19 protein-coding genes are annotated in these 15,335 nt (G+C 72.1%); 1 reads left to right on the forward strand and 18 read right to left on the reverse strand.

Annotated features, from left to right (window positions below; genetic code table 11):
- Positions 1–89 precede the first annotated feature (89 nt).
- Positions 90–632 carry a hypothetical protein gene (locus OG490_RS37580; RefSeq protein WP_330301227.1) on the forward strand — a complete coding sequence of 181 codons (543 nt, stop codon included), beginning with the start codon at positions 90–92 and terminating at the stop codon, positions 630–632.
- 5 nt (positions 633–637) lie between these two features.
- Here OG490_RS37580 and OG490_RS37585 read toward each other — a convergent pair whose 3' ends face one another.
- The 18 genes from OG490_RS37585 to OG490_RS37670 form a co-directional block, all read right to left on the reverse strand.
- A complete protein-coding gene (locus OG490_RS37585) occupies positions 638–3,310 on the reverse strand; it encodes an amino acid adenylation domain-containing protein (RefSeq protein WP_330301228.1) in 2,673 nt (890 codons plus the stop codon).
- A gap of 44 nt (positions 3,311–3,354) precedes the next feature.
- Complete coding sequence (locus OG490_RS37590; protein ID WP_330301229.1) at positions 3,355–4,224, reverse strand: mycofactocin-coupled SDR family oxidoreductase; 870 nt, start codon at positions 4,222–4,224, stop codon at positions 3,355–3,357.
- Entirely contained in the window at positions 4,221–4,916 is a 696-nt protein-coding gene (locus OG490_RS37595) for a thioesterase II family protein (protein ID WP_330301230.1), read from the reverse strand. The genes OG490_RS37590 and OG490_RS37595 overlap by 4 nt, the downstream gene beginning before the upstream one ends.
- A 119-nt stretch (positions 4,917–5,035) precedes the next feature.
- Positions 5,036–5,251, reverse strand: coding sequence for an MbtH family protein (locus OG490_RS37600; RefSeq protein ID WP_330301231.1), 216 nt, complete (start codon positions 5,249–5,251; stop codon positions 5,036–5,038).
- A 77-nt stretch (positions 5,252–5,328) separates the two neighbouring features.
- Positions 5,329–5,949: a 2-hydroxychromene-2-carboxylate isomerase gene (locus OG490_RS37605; protein WP_330301232.1), complete on the reverse strand. Its 621-nt coding sequence runs from the start codon at positions 5,947–5,949 to the stop codon at positions 5,329–5,331.
- 39 nt (positions 5,950–5,988) lie between these two features.
- Positions 5,989–6,735 carry a 3-oxoacyl-[acyl-carrier-protein] reductase gene (gene fabG / locus OG490_RS37610; protein ID WP_330301233.1) on the reverse strand — a complete coding sequence of 249 codons (747 nt, stop codon included), beginning with the start codon at positions 6,733–6,735 and terminating at the stop codon, positions 5,989–5,991.
- 26 nt (positions 6,736–6,761) lie between these two features.
- Positions 6,762–7,247, reverse strand: a complete 486-nt coding sequence (locus tag OG490_RS37615; RefSeq protein ID WP_330301234.1) for a 3-hydroxyacyl-ACP dehydratase FabZ family protein — start codon at positions 7,245–7,247, stop codon at positions 6,762–6,764.
- Entirely contained in the window at positions 7,244–7,648 is a 405-nt protein-coding gene (locus OG490_RS37620; protein ID WP_330301235.1) for a 3-hydroxyacyl-ACP dehydratase FabZ family protein, read from the reverse strand. Before OG490_RS37620 ends, OG490_RS37615 begins: the two co-directional genes overlap by 4 nt.
- Complete coding sequence (locus OG490_RS37625) at positions 7,645–7,893, reverse strand: acyl carrier protein (RefSeq protein ID WP_330301236.1); 249 nt, start codon at positions 7,891–7,893, stop codon at positions 7,645–7,647. The genes OG490_RS37620 and OG490_RS37625 overlap by 4 nt, the downstream gene beginning before the upstream one ends.
- A gap of 32 nt (positions 7,894–7,925) precedes the next feature.
- Complete coding sequence (locus OG490_RS37630) at positions 7,926–9,035, reverse strand: beta-ketoacyl synthase N-terminal-like domain-containing protein (RefSeq protein ID WP_330301237.1); 1,110 nt, start codon at positions 9,033–9,035, stop codon at positions 7,926–7,928.
- A 31-nt stretch (positions 9,036–9,066) separates the two neighbouring features.
- Entirely contained in the window at positions 9,067–9,450 is a 384-nt protein-coding gene (locus OG490_RS37635; protein WP_330301238.1) for a hypothetical protein, read from the reverse strand.
- Positions 9,450–9,857, reverse strand: a complete 408-nt coding sequence (locus OG490_RS37640; RefSeq protein WP_330301239.1) for a hypothetical protein — start codon at positions 9,855–9,857, stop codon at positions 9,450–9,452. Before OG490_RS37640 ends, OG490_RS37635 begins: the two co-directional genes overlap by 1 nt.
- A complete protein-coding gene (locus OG490_RS37645; RefSeq protein ID WP_330301240.1) occupies positions 9,858–10,202 on the reverse strand; it encodes a hypothetical protein in 345 nt (114 codons plus the stop codon).
- A complete protein-coding gene (locus OG490_RS37650) occupies positions 10,199–11,161 on the reverse strand; it encodes a hypothetical protein (protein ID WP_330301241.1) in 963 nt (320 codons plus the stop codon). The genes OG490_RS37645 and OG490_RS37650 overlap by 4 nt, the downstream gene beginning before the upstream one ends.
- Positions 11,158–12,012 (reverse strand): alpha/beta fold hydrolase, encoded by an 855-nt coding sequence (locus OG490_RS37655; RefSeq protein WP_330301242.1) that lies wholly within the window; start codon positions 12,010–12,012, stop codon positions 11,158–11,160. Before OG490_RS37655 ends, OG490_RS37650 begins: the two co-directional genes overlap by 4 nt.
- A 26-nt stretch (positions 12,013–12,038) precedes the next feature.
- Positions 12,039–12,923 carry a beta-ketoacyl synthase N-terminal-like domain-containing protein gene (locus OG490_RS37660; protein ID WP_330301243.1) on the reverse strand — a complete coding sequence of 295 codons (885 nt, stop codon included), beginning with the start codon at positions 12,921–12,923 and terminating at the stop codon, positions 12,039–12,041.
- Complete coding sequence (locus tag OG490_RS37665; protein ID WP_330301244.1) at positions 12,920–14,071, reverse strand: beta-ketoacyl-[acyl-carrier-protein] synthase family protein; 1,152 nt, start codon at positions 14,069–14,071, stop codon at positions 12,920–12,922. The genes OG490_RS37660 and OG490_RS37665 overlap by 4 nt, the downstream gene beginning before the upstream one ends.
- Positions 14,068–15,333: a beta-ketoacyl-[acyl-carrier-protein] synthase family protein gene (locus OG490_RS37670; RefSeq protein WP_330301245.1), complete on the reverse strand. Its 1,266-nt coding sequence runs from the start codon at positions 15,331–15,333 to the stop codon at positions 14,068–14,070. The genes OG490_RS37665 and OG490_RS37670 overlap by 4 nt, the downstream gene beginning before the upstream one ends.
- Between the last annotated feature and the right edge of the window lie 2 nt (positions 15,334–15,335).

A 15,335-nucleotide genomic window follows, 5' to 3' on the forward strand; every position in this document is an offset into this window, starting at 1 on the left:
TTTAACAGCGGACTTTCGGCCGGGACAACGGCGGTTGCAGAAAGCTGCCAAGCCCTGGGGAGAAGTCGGCCGCATGCTAGCGTCGACGCATGAGCGAGAAGAAGGATGCGGAACGTACGATCGTCGACCGCTACATGCCCGAATGGCATTTTCGGGAGCGGCATTGGATAGCCGTGAAGGCTCCGCGCGAAGAGGTGATGCGGGCGGCCCGCGAGATGACCTGGCGGGAGGCGCCGGTGGCCCGGTTCCTGTTCCGGTTCACCAAGAGCAGGCTGGCGGCGGACGGCCGGGTGCTGGACGACTTCGCCAAGGACGGTGACACCGTACTGGAGTTGTCCGACGATGAGTTGGTGTACGGGGGCATCGGTTCGCAGGCCGGCCCGGTGACGCCGGACCGGCCGATGGCCGAGGTGTTCACGCAGTACGCGGAGCCGGGCTGCACGAAGGCCGTCTTCACGATGCGGTACGCGGACGGAATTCTGTCCACGGAGACCAGGATCCTGGCCACGGACGAGGCGACCCGGCGCAGCTTCGGGCGGTACTGGAAAGTGATCCGGATTCCAAGTGGAATCGTCCGTCTCTCTTTTCTGTCCGCCGTCAAGCGCCGGGTCGACATTCCCGCGTCGCGGTAACGGATTTACCGCTGGGCATCCCGTACCAGTTCGATGAACCGGCCTGCCGTCGAGTTGCGGTAGAAGTCCTGGGTGGTGACCTTCGGCAGACCGTGGTCACGCATTTCCCGGAGTACCCGGATGACCAGCAGGGAATTGCCGCCGAGTTCGAAGAAGTTGTCATCCGGGGTGACGTCGTAATTCAGTGCGTGGCCCCAGAGCTTGAGGATCTGCTCGGTCAGCGGGTCGTGCTCCGGGCCCGTCCCCGGCGCCGCTTCGGCCGGAAGGTCGAGGTGTGCGACGGCGGCCGGGGCCGGCAGCGCGGCCGTGTCGACCTTGCCGTTGATGGTCAGCGGGATCGCGGCCACCTCGGTCAGGGACGCGGGGACCATGTAGAGGGGCAGCACCCCGCGAGCGTGCGCGAGGATCTCGGCGGTGGCCGCCGGGTTGCGCAGGGCGACGTATGCGTCGATGCGGGCGGTGGCCGCGTCTCCCGGGGTGTCGTGGTTGAGGACGGTGGCGGCGCCGGCGACGTCGGGGTGGCTGAGCAGCACGTTGCGGATCTCGTCCAGCTCGATGCGGTGGCCGCGCACCTTGACCTGGCTGTCGAGCCGCCCGAGGTGCTCCAGGCTGCCGTCGGGGCGCAGCCGGCCCCGGTCTCCGCTGCGGTAGATCCGCCCGCTCCCGTAGGGGTCGGTGACGAAGCGCTCGGCGGTCAGTTCCGGCTGTCCCAGGTACCGGTCGGCGACGCCGGCGCCGCCGACGCAGATCTCGCCCGCCGCGCCGGGCGGCAGCAACCGGCCCCGCGGGTCGCGCACCGACAGGGTCCAGCCGGGCAGCGCGGGGCCGACCTTGCGGCCGGCGGCGAGGACGTCGGCCGGGGTGACGGTGTGGGCGGTGACGTGCACGGTGGTCTCGGTGATGCCGAACATGTTCACCAGCCGGCACGCGGTGTGGGAGTGCCGGGCGAACCAGGGGGCGAGCATCCGGACGTCGAGCGGCTCGCCGCCGAAGACCACCAGGCGTACGGCGAGCGCGTCGGCGGGGGCCTGCCGGTCGGACTCGACCACCTGGGCGAAGGCCGAGGGGGTCTGGTTGAGGACGGTGACGCCTTCGCGGACCAGCAGGGTGTGGAAGAGCTCGGTGTCGCGGGTGGTCCAGTAGTCGACCACGACCAGGCGGCCACCGGTCAGCAGGCAACCCCAGATCTCCCAGACGGAGAAGTCGAAGGCGCTGGAGTGGAAGAGGGTCCACACGTCGTCGGCGCCGAGCCGGAAGTCCTCGCGGGTCGCCTCGATCAGGGCGGCGACGTTGTGGTGCGGGACGACGACACCCTTGGGGCGGCCGGTGGAGCCGGACGTGTAGATGACGTAGGCGGGCGACGAGCCGTCCTCGGCGCGGGCTTCCAGGACCGTCCCGTCGGCCAGGGCGCGCAGCGCGTCCGGGGTGACGACGCGTACGCCGGCCTGCTCGGGGAAGCCGTCGGCCGTGCCGACGACCACGGTGACGCCGGCGTTCTCGACGGTGTAGCGCAGCCGCTCGGCCGGGTAGCGCAGGTCCATGGGGACGTAGGCGCAGCCCGCCTTGAGGACGCCCAGCAGGGTGACCACGAGGTCGGCGTCGCGCTCCAGGGCGACGCCGACCATGGCGCCGGGGGCCACGCCCAGGGCGCGCAGGCCCGTGGCCGTGCGCTCGGCGCGGACGTCGAGTTCGGCGTAGCTGAGGCTGGTGTTTCCGGCAGTCAGGGCGATGGCGTCGGGTCGGGCGCGTACGACGTCGGCGAAGAGGCCGTCGATGGTCCGGGCGGCGGCCTCGGGGCTGCCGGTGGTGGGGGTGACCCCAAGGGCCATCACATGGGCGGTCTCGTCGGCGGTGAGCAGCTCGACGGAGCTCAGCGGGCGCCCGGGCGCGGCCGTCAACTGGGCTGCGACATGGGCGACATGGGCGGCGAACCGCTCGGCGACAGCCGGGTCGAGGTCGCCGAGGTCATGGCGCAGGACACCGGAGGCGGTGCCGTCGGGGTGCCGGGTCAGGTGCAGGACGCCGGGCAGGACGGGGGCGAGGGACGGCAGGCGGCGCAGGCCCGGCCGGTACTCCTCGACCAGGACACCGATCCCCGCGAGGTCGAGCAGGCTGCCGTCGTACGAAGCCCAGCGGGCCGTGAACGCGGCCGCGTCCTGGGTCTCGTCCACCGCCTCCCACGCGCCGTAGCGGGCCAGTACCAGGGCGGTGGCGGCGGCGAGCAGCGCCGGGTCGCCGGGCAGCACGTCGGGGACGGCCGCCTCGGCGGTGCGTCCGGCCCGCGCCGGGTCGCCCAGGCCCCACTCCAGGGTCGGCCGCCGGCCGGCCGGGGGCGCGGCGGGGGCGGGCGTGACGGCCAGGGTGGCGGCGTCGAGGGAGAGCGTACGGCGGGCGACGAGGACGAGGTCGGCGTCGCCGTCGCGGTAGCTCAGCAGGACCGCGCGCAGCGGCCGGCCCGTGGTGCGCAGCGGGCGTTCGGCCTCCCGCCGCAGGCGCTCGGTGGCGGCCGGATCGGCGGCGGCGTACGGCAGCCGCTCCTGCCACAGGCGCAGTTCTCCGGGGGCGCTCCAGACGACGGCCGCGCCGGCGCGCAGGCGCCGTTCGAGCTCCCCGGCATCGACAGGGCCCGGCATCCGGACCACCAGGCTGTGGCAGGACTCGGCCTGACTTCTCGACATGGTCGGACTCCTGTACGTACGGGAAGGGGAAGGCGGGACGGGGGTCAGCGGGCGCTGAAGCCCCCGTCGACGGTGAGCGTGGTCCCGGTGACCTGGCGCGAGTCGTCACCGGCCAGCCAGAGGGCGGCGCCGGCGATGTCCTGCGGCTCGATGAGGGCGTTCATCGGCTGGGACTGGACGAAGATCTCCTCGTGCTCGGCGACGTCGACGTCGAGGGAGCGGGCGATCTCGGCGAGCATGCGGCCCTCGTGCAGCGGGTCGTCGCGCACCGAGCCGGGACACAGGGCATTGACCCGGACCCGGAAGGGCGCGTAGTCGAGGGCCGCGGCCTTGGTGAGGCCGATGAGGCCGTGCTTGGCGGCGACGTAGCCGGCGAAGTGCCGGTAGCCGACGAGGCCGGCGGTGGAGGCGACGTTGATGACGCTGCCGGAGCGCTGCTCGACCATGGCGGGGACGACGGCCTTCATCATGCGCCAGGCGCCGGTGAGGTCGGTGCCGACCATCAGCTCCCACTCGTCCTCGGCGATCTCGTGCACGGCCTTGCCGGAGGGGGCGGCGATCCCGGCGTTGTTGAGCAGGACGTCGATCGTGCCGAAGCGGTCCAGTGCCTGGTCGGCGACGGCCCCGACGGCGTCGGGGTCGCGGACGTCGGCGGCGGCGGTGTGCACGTGGACGCCGTATGCCCGGCAGAGCTGGGCGGTGTGTTCCAGCTGGCTCCGCGAGCCCAGCGGGTAGGGCACCCCTGCCACGTCGCCCGCCACGTCGACGAGGACGAGGTCGGCGCCCTCGGCGGCGAAGCGGACGGCGCAGGAACGGCCGAGGCCCCTGGCTGCTCCGGTGACGACGGCGGTCTTGCCCGTGAGCCGGCCGGCGGCGGTGGCCGCGTGCGCGGTGGGGGCGGTGGCCGCGGTCATGAGGCGGGCACCGAGGCGATCGCGTCGATCAGCGGCAGCGGCGACTCGGTGAGGTACATGTGACCGCCGGCCGGCTCCACCAGGCGGAAGGCCCCGGTGGTGGCCTGCCGCCACTCCTCGGCCTCGGCACGCGTCACCAGGGCGTCCTCGGTGCCGCGCAGCGAGGTGATCGGGGTGTGCAACGGCTCGTCGGAGTCGGGACGGTAGGTCTCGTGCATCTCGACGTCCGCCCGCAGGATCGGCAGCAGTAGTTCCCGCATGTCGGGGTCGGCCAGCGCGTCGTGCTCGTACCCGGCGAATTCCCGCACTCGGGCGAGGAACGCGTCGTCGTCCAGGCCCGTCGCCCGCCGGGAGCGGCCGGTCCAGGGGCCGGGCGAGCCGCTCACGTACAGGTGGGTGAAGTCCACGGCCGGGTTCCGCTCCAGGCGGCGGGCGACCTCGTAGGCGAGGACCGCGCCCAGGCTGTGCCCGAAGAGCGCCACGGGCTCGCTCCCGGCGCGTTCGGCGACGCGCCGGGCGAGGACCTCGGCGGCCGCGATCGCGTCGCGGAACGGTTCGTCGAGGAAGAGCTCCTCACGGCCGGGCAGCTGGATCGGGACGATCCGCGGGGCGTGGGCGGGCAGGTCTTTCCAGGCGCGGTAGAAACCGGCGCCGCCCCCCGCGAACGGAAGGCACATCAGGGAGTGGGTCATGAGCGGCATCGCTTTCTGGGAAGCTGCGTGAGCGCCACGCTGTCATCGGCTCCGGACGTGGGCAACGGGCGTTGCAGATTGCTGCCAACGCCCGCTGCCAGACCGCCCGGCGGGGGATGTCAGGCGGCGTCCATGGCGTCGGCCAGCGACTTCGGCCGCATGTCCGTCCAGTTCTCGTTGATGTGGTCCAGGGAGGCCTGGCGGCTGTCCTCACCGCGGGCGACGGTCCAGCCGGCCGGGACCTCGGCGAAGGCGGGCCAGAGGGAGTGCTGGTTCTCCTCGTTGACGAGGACCAGGTAGCGGGCGTCGTCGTTCTCGAACGGGTTGGTGGTCATGGCCGGTTCTTCCTCCGGTGCGATTGCGCGAATGGGTACGGACGGGGTACGGGTACGGACGGGGTACGGGTACGCGGTCAGGCGGCCCGTGAGGACAGCTGCTCGACGAAGGCGGGGAGCCGGTCGACCCCCCAGTACTTGTCGAAGCCGCTGATGAAGAAGGGAACGCCGAACACCCCGTCGCGATGCAGGGAGTTGAGTGCATTGAGCCCCAACTCGCGGATCTCGGGGTCCTCGTGGGCCCCGGCGAGCACCGCGGGGTCCAGGCCCAGGCTCTCGCCGATCTTGCGCATGGTGTCGGGGTCGGAGATGTTCTCGCCGAGCTCCCAGCGGGCGCGGTAGGTCTCGGCGATGAACTCCGGGCCCGCGCCGAGCCGCGCGGCGGCCAGGTACGCCAGGTGGGAGACCTCCCAGTGGGGGGCGGGGTCCACCGGCCACACCATGTCCAGGCCGCGGGCCCGGGCCAGGCGCCGGACGTCCTGGAGGATGTACAGGTGCTTCTCCTTGGACATGGGGACGTAGGGCAGCGTGATGTTGCTGCGCTCCAGCTCGTCCAGGGCCGGCTCGTCCGGCTCCCAGAAGGGGAGCCATTCGATCGCCGCGGCCACGTTCGCGTGGTGGTCCACCAGGTCCCGGTAGGCCATCCATGAGTAGGGACTGCGGAAGGAGAAGTACCAGCGTGGTCCGCGTCGTGCCATCGCCGCCTCCAGCGGTTCGTCTGCGGGTCGTACGGGGGTTCAGATGGTGATGCCGCCGTCGATCTGCAGCACGGCACCGGTGATGTAGGCGGCCTTCTCCGAGACCAGGTAGGCGACCAGGTCGGCGACCTCCTCCGCGGTGCCCATGCGGCGCAGCGGGATGGACGAGAGCGCGTCCTTGCGGGCCTTGTCGTTCATCTCGGCGACCATGTCGGTCTCGATGAAGCCGGGGGCGACGGCGTTGACGCGGATGCCGGCGCGGCCGGTCTCCTTGGCCAGGGCGCGGGTGAAGCCGATGATCCCGGCCTTGGAGGCCGAGTAGTTGGTCTGGGTGCCGTTGCCGTAGACCCCGGCGACCGAGGAGATGTTGACGATGGCGCCTCCGCGGCGCTTCATCATGCCGAAGACCACCGCGCGGCAGGCGTGGTAGACGCCGTTCAGGTTGGTGTCGATCACCTGGCGCCACTGCTCGTCCTCCATGAGGACCAGCGGGTTGTCGCGGGTGATGCCGGCGGCGGTGACGGCCGCGTCGATCGGGCCCAGCTGCTCCTCGGTGGCCTCGATCCAGGCCCGCACCGCGGCTCCGTCCGCGACGTCGACCCGGGTGCCGACGATCCGGACGCCGTGTTCCTGGCCCGTCTTCTCCAGGGTGCGCGCCGCGTCGTCGTCCGAGCGGTAGCAGAAGGCGACGTCGAATCCGTCGCGGGCCAGCGCCCGGACCGTGGCCCGGCCGATGCCCCGGGATCCGCCGGTGACCAGGGCGACCCGGCTCGTGCTGTCTGACATGGTCTTCTTCTCCTCGGGCGGGCGGGTCAGGCGGTTGCGGGCGCCGGGCGCAGGGCCGCGGCGGGGCGGAAGGCCATGACGATGCGGCCGACGGTCATCACCGTCTCGCCGGCGGAGCGGGTCTCGCCCTCGAACAGCAGGGTGTCGTCGACCTTGCGGTCCAGGCGGACCCGGTGCTCCAGGACCTCGCCGGGCAGCACCGGGCGGTGGAACTCGACGCCGGTCATGCCGCCGAAGAGCATCACCTGCCCGTCGAGCACGTCCGGGTTGGGGTCGTCCCAGGTGGCGAGGACCCCGGCGGACTGGCACCAGGACTCCACGAGCAGCGCCGCCGGGTAGGCGAAGTCCTCCTCCCGCGTGTCCGGGCCGAGCTTCTCGTACCAGGGCTCGTTGCAGGTGACCGCCTTGAGCGCGATGAGGCGCTCGCCGGGGACCACGTCGACGAGGCGGTCGACGAGCAGCATCGGGAAGCGATGCGGCAGCCGGGCCCTGATGTCGCGCTGGCCGGTCATGCGGCGGCCGCCTCGCCGGCCGGGTGGGCGAAGCGCAGCCGGACGCTGGCCGCGGGGCCGCGCCGGGTGCTGAGCTTGGCCCGGCACTGCCAGTCGCCGGCCGGGGTCCGCTTCCACACCAGGTCGATGTCGACCTGGTCGCCGGGGAAGACCGGCCCGGTGAACCGGGTGGACTCCACGGCGGCCAGAGCGGCGCCCTTGGCCTCGCCGGGCAGGGTGGCCTCGGCGCTCAGCCGGGCGCACTCCACCAGGCAGACGCCGGGGAAGATGGGGAAGCCCGGGTAGTGGCCGGGCAGCACGGTCTCGGTGTCCGCGACGGTGAACCGGGCCGCGCCCGTCAGTTCGCCGTCGGCGGGCAGGATCTCGACCGCGCCGCTCAATGGGCTGGCGCCGGCCATCATGCCGCCTGCGCCGTGGCGAGCCTTGTGACGAGCAGGTCGTAGGCGCTCTGCAGGGTGACGATCTGCTTGAGTTCGGACTCCGGCAGCTTCACGCCGTACTTCTTCTCCAGGACGACGACGATCTCCAGCGCCATGAGCGAGTCGACCTCGAGGTCGTCGACGAACCGCACGTCGTCGGTCACCTCGTCGACGTCGACATCGAGCACCTGGGCCACGACGGCGCGCAGTTCTTCCTTCTCCAGCACGGTTCTTCGGTCCTTTCGGTCGGGGCGGGGGATCAGCGCAGGGCCAGCAGGGCGCAGCCGACGGTTCCGGTGCGGTCCACGGAGGTGATCACGCCGATCCGGCCGGCCGCCTCGGCGGGCCGGTCCTCGGCGTACGAGAGCAGGGCGGCGGCCTGGAAGGCGGCCGCGGCGGCCCCGGTGTCGCCGATCAGGTGGGTCGGCGTGAGGTCGGCGTACTCGGCCGTCCCGAACACCTCCCGTACCGCCTCGGCCTCGCCCAGGCCCTCGCGGCCGGGTGCGCCGCAGCGGGCGACGGCGGCCACCTGGGCGGGGTCGACTCCGGCCCGGCGCAGCGCCGAGCGCAGTGTGGAGACCAGAGCGGGGCGGGGGTCCGCGTCGAGCACGACGCCGAGCTCCACGGCGAGGAGTTCGGCGAGCACGGGCTGGCCGGGGTCCTCGGGGTCGTGCGGTTCCACGAGGAGCATCGCGCAGCCCTCGCCGAGGGCCGGGGCCGGGTCGGCGCCCTGGTCTCCGCTGTGGTGCTCCAGCCAGGCGCGGGCCTGGCTGAACTCCTCGGCGGCCCCGCACAGCACGGTGCGGGCGCGGCCCGCGCCGAGCAGGCGGCGGGAGTAGTTCAGGGCGTGCAGGCCGGCGGTACGGCCGCCCGCGATGGTGGCGTTGGGGCCCTTGAGCTGGTACCAGATGGCGCTCTGGCCGGCCGCGCAGTTCATGACGGTGTTGGGGAACCGCGCCGGGTCGACGAAGAACGGCTGCTCCCCGGTGAGGGAGTCGCGGGTGAAGTCCATCATCGACTGGGCGCTGCCGGTGGTGGTGCCGAGCGCGAACGCCGCGCCCTCGCCGGTGCCGACCGCGCGGTTGCGCTCCCCGTCGTCGAGCAGGGAGCCGACGGCGGTGACGGCGAGGCCGGTGACCCGGTCCATGGAGCGGGTGCCCTTCTTGCCGAGCACCTCGCGCACGGAGAAGCCGGGCACGACGTGGCCGACGCCGCCGGGGGTGGTGCCGTGCTCGGGGCCGAGTTCGGTGACGGTGTAGCGCCGTTCCCGCAGCCCCTCGGTGAACGCCGCCCTGCCGATGCCGTACGGCGACACGGCAGACCAGGCGGTGATCACCGGGCGTCCGGCGCCCGTGGTGAGGGTGGTCATGACCGTCACGTGTTCCTTCCGTTCGGGGTGGTCACAGGAAGAGGACCATCCGGTAGTCGCTCCAGCGCTCGGCCGTCTCGCCCGCGCGGACCAGGGCGATGCCCTCGATCAGCGGGTGCGTGGAGTGCAGCGCCGCGATGTCGGGTTCCTCCACGAAGACGCGGACTCCCACGCCGAGCAGGGTGCGCAGTCCCTTGTGGGGGTCGGTGAGGGTGTCCACCGTCCGGGTACCTATGCGCAGGGCGGGCGCGGGGCCCGCGTCCAGGGCGTACGGCACGGCGGAGCCGCGCAGCAGGATGTCGAGGCCGCCGAGCTGCCGGTGCAGCTCGGTGGCCAGGTAGAGCTCGTCGAAGAACTGCTTCTCCAGCGCGCCCCGGTAGCCTCGTTCGATGACGGCCAGCACCCGACGGTCCATCAGATCCCCCCCAGGTGCAGGGTCTTGTCGGCGGCCGCGACGTTGGCGGCGTACCCGGCGGGCGGGCGGAGCACCACCTGGGGCAGGTGGTCCACCGCCCCTCGGTCGTCGCTGCAGAACCGGCAGCCGTACCAGTGGAGCCGGCCCTCGTAGGTCGTCAGCAGGTCCTCGATCAGGGCCGACGTGGAGGGGTACTCCTGGTTCCAGTCGGCCAGGTTGCGCGGCTTCTGGGGGCCGAGCGAACGCTGGGTGAGCAAGGTGGCGTACCCGCAGGTCCACACCTGCACGGTGGCGCCGCGGTCCAGCAGGGCCTGGGTCAGCCGCAGTGCGGTGGTGACCTGGTCAGACGTGTGAGGGGAGCCCATGAGGGTGATGAGCACGTCCGTGTGGGGGATCTGCCTGGCCACTTAGTGCCACACCACCCTGACGGCTGGATCGAGGATCCAGCCGGCCACCACGTCCATGCCGACGACGCACAGTTCGGGCCGCAGGGCGGCTGTGTCCAGGCCTCGCTGGGCGAGAGAGAAGCTGTCTGCGGCGAGCACCCCGCCCTCCTTCTGGAACCGGTCCAGGTCGCTGTCGCTGCCGGGGACGGCGAGCACGACGCCGTCCTGGACCAGGAAGAGAAGCGCCGACTGCCCGGTGAGCACCTGGGTGACCGCGTCGCGCCGGAAGCCGGCGTCCTGCGCGATGCGGCCCTGGCTCTCGATGAGCAGCAGGCGTGGGGTGCCGCTCTCCCAGATCTCGCTCACGCCGCCGGTGCTCCGTTGATCGCGTCGAGCACGTGCTGGTCGAAGTTGACCAGGCTCCAGTCGCGGCGGTTCTCGATGACGGCGTAGCCGTGCACGATGCGGCCGGTGGCGGTCTTGACGAGGTTGCCGTCGCGCAGCACGTAGAAGTCCATGCGCGAGGTGTAGGTGAAGTCCTTGAAGACCTCCTCGACGGTGTAGACCGTGTAGAGGTCCTCCTCCATCAGCGCCTCGTCGAGGATGCGGATGTCGGAGCGGGGCACGACCGGGATCCAGCGGCGGTCGTCGAGCAGGGTCTTGATGGAGATGCCGCGGTCGGCGACGAAGCGGTCCTTGCCCTCCTCCATCAGGCGCAGGTAGCCCGACATCTGGATGCGCTCGGTGAAGTGGCAGTACGGGTACGGGATGTTCCACTTCCAGGCGTAGGCGTTCTGCCCGGCGGTCAGGGAGGCGAGGATCTCCTCCTCCGCGGGGGTGCCCGGCTCGCGCTGGAGGTCGTCGCCGAGGGTGGCGACGGCGAAGCGGGCAAGCTGCTCCGGTACCTCGCCGGCCGCCTCCAGGTAGGTGTCGATGCGCAGGGAGACGCGGACCTTGGAGGTGACCGCCTTGTGGATCTCGCCGTTGCGCTCGAACTGGATGGTGACCTTGAAGCCGATGGTCCCGTCGTCGTCCTTCGTCCAGGGCACGACCTCGGCATCGGCGGTGTCGTCCATGTGGAAGGCGTGCAGGATGCGGCTGTCGATGGAGACCAGGTCCAGGCCCAGCCCGTGCTCCTCGTAGAGCGCGCGGGCGGGCAGTCCGGCCTGGCGGAAGTGGTCCAGTACGGCTTCCTCGACCAGGTAGTTGACGTGCTTGAAGCCGATCCACGTGCAGATGTTGGACCCCTCGTAGCGGGGGCGCACCGTGGTGGTGGTGGCGGTGGTCAGCAGCGCCTTGACGGCGGTGTCCGTGACGAGGGTCATCGCTGGAGCTCCAGGGCGTCGGTGAGGGCCTTCGCGCGCTGCGCGGCCGGGCCCAGTGTGATGTGGACGAACTCGCTCACCGCGGCGGCGAAGACGTCCGCCGCGTCGAGCATGGGGAAGTGGCCGGTGCCGGGCAGGACGCGGGCGACCGCGTTCGGGAGGGCTTCGGCGAGGGCGGTGCTCTCCTCCGGGCGGGCGGCGAAGTCGGTCTCGCCGCCGAGTACCAGGGTCGGAACGGTGATCCGCCCGGTGTCCAGGGAAGGCGTGCGCAGGTACAGGTCGAAGAAGCGGAACCAGCCGTAGGGGCCGACCCGGTCGCGGACCCGCTCCCCCATGGCGTGCTGGATGTCGGCGGGCACCCGGCCGCCCGAATGGGCCCGGATCCCCTCTTCCATGATCAGGTGGAAGTCGTTGAGGTAGTACGAGATGGTGTCCCAGTCGAACTGCTCGGTGCGGGCCCGGTAGAAGGGTGACACCAGGACCAGGGCCCGGATGCCGAACTGACGCAGCCCGTCGGACCCGCCGCGGTTCTTCTGGTCGAGCAGGTCGAGCAGCACGTTGGCCGCCATGGAGTGGGCGACGACCACCTCCGCCCCGCCCGGGACCGCCTCCAGCGCCTTGGCCAGCCAGCCGCGCAGGTTGGGCTGCTCGCTCCAGTCGGCGATGGTCTCGGTCCTCCAGGGCAGCCGGGCGGTCCACAGCTGGTAGTCCGTGGGCAGCTCGGGCAGCACGCGCTCCCAGACGCTGTCGTTGGCGGCCAGGCCGTGCAGCAACAGGACGCGCGGCCCGCCCCGGCCCTCGGTGCGCCGCTCGACGGCGACCGGGCGCAGGTCCACATGGGTGTTCACCACGGCTGTCTCCTCCTTCGTCGTGGCGCTCACGCTGCTCGCGGGGCGAGCAACAGGAGATCCGCGCGGGCGTCGCCGGCCCTGCTGCCGGTCACCGCCTGTACGGGGCCCGGTTCGCCGGCGTCGAAGAGGCCGACCGCGGCGGCGACCTGGAGCAGGCCGTGCGCGCCGGAGGCCGTGCCGAGGTGCTCGGGCAGCTCCCAGCGGCGGCCGCCCTCGACGCTCTCACCGGCGCCCCTGCGATAGGCGCCGAGCACGGCGCGTACGGTCGCCGAGCGGTCGTCGGCCGCGGCGCCGGACTCCAGTACCAGGGCAGCGCCCCCGTCGACGGCGTGTCCGCCGCCCAGCAGCCGGCGTACGACCTCGTTGTCCGGCTCCACACCGAGGACCAGGACCCGCTCGGTGCGGCCGGCCGCGATCATCGTGGCGGCCCAGTGGACGGCGTCCAGGCCCGAGGTCTCACCGTTGCAGACCATCAGGTTGGGGCCGCGCAGCCCGTAGCGGATGGCCGCCGAGGAGGCGATGACGTTGCTGGAGGCATTGGGCAGGTCCATCGGGGAGGTGGCCGTGACGGTCTCCTCCCGGATGGTGTCCAGGGCCCGGGTGACGGTGTCGAGGTTGCCGAAGTTGGAGCTGGCGACCACGCCGACGCTGGTGGCGGGCACGCTGAGGCCGTCCTTCTCGTCCGCGCCGAGCAGGCCGGCGTCGCGCAGGGCGGCGGCGGTCAGGGCGTAGCCGAGCTGGGTGGCGCGGTCCTTGTAGCGCAGCCCCTTCTTGCCGACGTGGGCGGCCGGTTCGACGGGGGCGCCGCCGACGGCCGGGCCCTCGGCCAGGGCGCGTACGGTGTCGGCGCCCGGCAGCAGGACGGCGGCGCCGGTGACCACCACGGTGGTGTCGAGGCTCTGGGCGGTCATCGGATCCCCTCCACAATGGCGACGGCGTTGATGCCGCCGAATCCGAAGGCGTTGAGCTGCGCCACCTTCAGCTGCCGGTCCACGGCCGGCTGCCCGGTGACGAAGCGGAACGGTGCGGCCTCCTCGACCGGCTCGTCCAGGCCCACGGTCGGCGGTACCCGCCCCTCGTTCAGGGCCTTGACGCCCACGATCAGGTTGATGAGGCCGGACGCGCCGGAGGTGTGCCCGGTCATGGACTTCACGGCGGTCATCAGCGGCACCGAGGCGTCGCCGCCGAGTACGTCGGCCAGCGCGGTGGCCTCGGCCTCGTCGTTGAGCAGGGTGCCGGTGCCGTGCAGCATCACCAGGTCCACGTCGGACGGCTTGACGCCGGCCAGCTTGTGGGCGGTGCGCATGGCCTCGGCGATGCCCTCCGGGGAGGGCGCGGTGACGTGGTACGCGTCGCAGTTGACGGCGACTGCGCGCAAGTGGCCGTAGACCCGGGGGGCGCCCGCGTCGGTGCGGCGCAGCACGATCGCGGCGGCGCCGTCGCCCATGAGGACGCCGGTGCGGTTGCGGTCGAAGGGCCGCACACGGTCCGGCGGGGTCGGGTGGACGCGCTCCAGGAGCCCGTACATGGATTCGGTGAGGACGTCCACGCCGGCCACGATGACGGTGTCGGGGGCGTCCTCGCCCTCCTGGCTGAGCAGGTCGCTGCCGAGCGCGAGGGCGTAGAGGGATGCCGAGCAGGCGTTGGAGAAGGTGTGGGTGACATCGGCGTTGAACCGCTCGCGCAGCCCTGTGCCGAAGTGCAGCCCGGAGTCGGCGAAGGGCGACCCGTCACGCCACCACAGCTCCAGCGAGCGCAGTTCGCGCAGGCCGGTGCCGACCAGGATCGGGATGCCGGAGAGGTCCTCTCCGAGGCCCGCGTCGGCGGCGGCCTGGGCGATGGCCTCGTGCAGCAGGCGGCTCGCGCGGCCGGGTATGTCCTCGCCGACGGCTGGTCGGTCGTCGACCTCGTAGGCGTGCTGCGCCCGGAACCTGGTGCGATCGAAGCCGCGCAGCTCGGCGCGGCCGCTGACGCCCGCGCACAGGTTCTCGAAGAGTTCACCGACACCGGAGCCGGTGGCGGCCACGGCGCCCATCCCGATGATGGGGCGGCTCGTCATGACGCCTCCTTGATCGCGTCGTACCGGCCCAGCAGTACCGCCGCGTTGTTGCCGCCGAACGCCAGACCGTTGTTCTGGACGATCCGCAGGTCGGCCTCGACCGCCTGGTTCGGTACGCAGTCGACGTCGCACTCGGGGTCGGTGGTGACATGGTTGATGGTGGGGGGGATGAAACGGTTCTGGATGGCCAGGGCGCAGCCGATCGCGCCGAGGGCACTGGCGGCGCCCATGCTGTGGCCGAGCATCGACTTCATGGAGACGGTGCGGGGAGGCGTGTCTCCGAAGACCTGGCGGATGGCGCCCGCCTCGGTGATGTCGTTGGCCTTGGTGCCGGTGCCGTGCGCCGAGATGAGGTCCACCTCGTGCGGCTTGACGCCGGCGTTGTCCAGCGCGAGGCGCATCAGTTCGGCGACGCTGTCCCGGTCAGGGGCGACCTGGTGGTGGGCGTCGCAGTTGAGCCCGTAGCCGAGCACCTCGGCGTAGATGGTCGCGCCGCGTGCCAGGGCGGAGTCCAGGCGCTCCAGGACCAGCACGCCCGCGCCCTCGCCGGTGAGGATGCCCTTGCGGTCGACGTCGAAGGGCTGGCAGCGGTCCGGGGCGATGGTGCCCAGGCGGTAGAAGCCCGTGAAGGTCTTGCGGCACATCGCGTCCGCCCCGCCGCAGAAGGCGAACTCCGCCTCACCGGAGCTGACGGCGTCGAAGCCGTAGCCGATGGCGTAGTTGCCCGCCGAGCAGGCGGTCGGGATGGTCAGTGCCTCCACGTCGGTCAGGCCGAGTTCCTGTGCGATGGCGACCGACAGTCGCCCGGCCGGTATGCGCCGGGCGGCCGCGGGGTCGAAGGCTCCCGTGCCGTCGGCCAGTTCGCTCTCCACCAGCTGGTCGAGGTCGTAGCTCTCGCCATCCGTGGTGCCGATGGAGATCAGCCCGCGGCGGGTGCGCAGTTGCGCCAGATCGAGTCCCGAGTCCTCCAGGGCCATCCGGGCAGCCGCGGCCGAGAACTGCGCGGCCCTGCCGAGCTGTTCCACGTCCAGCGTGCTGATCCAGTCCTGCGGGTCGAAATCCGCGATCTCGCACCCGTTCGCGTGGGCGAAACCCTCCGTGTCGAACACCGAGATGGGCCGGGCACCACTGCGGCCTTCACGCAGTCCCTGAAGGAACTCCTTCGCGCCGAGTCCGATGCTCGACACCACTCCTAGTCCGGTGAGAACCACCCGGTGCCGCTCCGGCCGGGTATGGCCGGTGCCGCGCTCTGCCGCCGTCATGG

The organism is Streptomyces sp. NBC_00503 (genome assembly GCF_036346895.1).
Taxonomy (GTDB): Bacteria; Actinomycetota; Actinomycetes; order Streptomycetales; family Streptomycetaceae; genus Streptomyces.